This is a genomic window from Streptomyces sp. SID486 (assembly GCF_009865385.1).
Taxonomy (GTDB): domain Bacteria; phylum Actinomycetota; class Actinomycetes; order Streptomycetales; family Streptomycetaceae; genus Streptomyces.
This window is the reverse complement of the sequence record NZ_WWJT01000124.1, coordinates 1-1,728: the sequence shown is the minus strand read 5'-3', so window position 1 is coordinate 1,728 and position 1,728 is coordinate 1. Positions and strand designations below refer to the sequence as shown.

Here is a 1,728-nt window from a genome sequence, read left to right as displayed (position 1 = left end):
CCCGCCACCGTTCAGGCCGCGAGAACGCACGCTCATCGCCACCGCGGCGGCACTGGCCCCTCTGCTGCCGCTGCTCATCACCTTCGCGCCGGGAATCGGCGCGCTCGAGTGACCGGCTCACCCGTACAGGCGTCCGGGGCGCGCTCGGCCAGGGGCGCTGCGCCAGGCTGGTGAGACGGGGACGGACCGGCACCTCTTCAGGAGAAGGCCATCGACACGACACGAAGGGCGCGGTCGCGGGCCGGGCCGGCCGCCCGGCTGCTCGCCCGGTGCGCCGTGCTGGCGGCGATCGCCGCCGTGGCGGTGCTGCTGTTCGCGCTGGGCGGGGGCGGGCTGCTCGTGGCCGGGGCCGGGATCCTCGGGCTGGTGGCCTGCGCCGCCGGCCTCTGGTGGTTCGTGGCCCGGCGCGGTCCGGTGCGGCTGCTCGGCGCCTGCGTGGCCGTCGCGGCGCCGGTCGGCGTACTGGTGTTCTTCGCGCGCAGCGGTCTGTGGCTGATCGCGTTGATCTCCAGCCTGTGCTGGGCGGCGGCGGTGACCTGCGGCCGCGCGGCGCTGCACCGAGCGCGGCCGCCGCGGTCGCAGCGACCCACCCGCGCACGTCGCCCGAAGCGGGCGGTGCTGATCATGAACCCGAAGTCGGGGGGCGGCAAGGTCGGCCGCTTCGGCCTCGTGCAGCGGGCGGAGCGACTGGGCGCGCGAGTGATCCTGCTCGACCCTTCGGACCCGGTCGACGTGGGCGAACTGGCCCGAGAGGCCGTGGAAGACGGTGCCGACCTGCTCGGTGTCGCCGGCGGCGACGGCACTCAGGCGCTGGTCGCGGCCGTCGCCGCCGAACACGGACTGCCGTTCCTGGTGATCTCCGCAGGCACCCGCAACCATTTCGCCATGGACCTCGGTCTCGACCGCGCCGACCCGGCCCGCTGCCTCGACGCCCTGACCGACGGCGAGGAGATCCTGGTCGACCTCGGCGACGTCTCCGGCCGTCCCTTCGTCAACACGGTGTCTTTCGGCGTGTACGCGGACATCGTGCAGAGCCCCGAATATCGCGACGACAAGACGGGCACCGCTCTGAAGCTGATGCCGGACCTGCTGGCCCGAGAGGGCGCGCGACGGCTCGACGCCCGGGTGGACGGCACCCGGCTCGCGGACCAGCAGGCGCTGTTGATCAGCAACAACCCGTACGTCTCTCCCGACGAGCTGAGCGGCGGCGGGCGCCGGCCCGCGCTCGACAGCGGTGAGCTGGGCGTGATCGGGATCCGGGTGGAGAACGCGGCGCAGGCGGCTGAACTGGCTGTACGGGGATCGCAGGCGCAGGGGCTCAGCGTGACGACCGCGCGCTGGGTCGAGGTGACGGCCGGGGGACCGCCTGGCCCGGTGGACGGGGAGGCGGGGATCCCGGTCGCGGTGGACGGGGAAGCGCTGTGGCTTCGCACGCCGGTCACCTGCTCGGTACGGCCCGGCGCGCTGCGGGTGCTGCTGCCGCGCGACCGCCCCGGCGCACCGCCACCAGCGCCGCCCGTCGACTGGCGGAAGCTGCTCGCCCTCGCGTGCGGTTCCGCCGAACTCACGGCCTCAGGCGAGAGCCGAGCCCGACCGCAGCACCCTCCCCGCCGTCCTCGGTGACCTGCGCGCGGTCGGCGGAGCCGCCGTACGCGGCCCCGGCCCCTGGCCGGCAAGCGCGCTGGGCCGGGCGCTGCGGAGCCGCCGTACGCGGCCCCGGCCGCCTGG

1 protein-coding gene is annotated in these 1,728 nt (G+C 75.5%); it reads left to right on the top strand.

The window, feature by feature from the left end; translation table 11 throughout:
* Nucleotides 1-210: 210 nt before the first annotated feature.
* Nucleotides 211-1,623 (top strand): diacylglycerol kinase family protein, encoded by a 1,413-nt coding sequence (locus GT045_RS06340; RefSeq protein WP_161293555.1) that lies wholly within the window; start codon nt 211-213, stop codon nt 1,621-1,623.
* Nucleotides 1,624-1,728 lie beyond the last annotated feature (105 nt).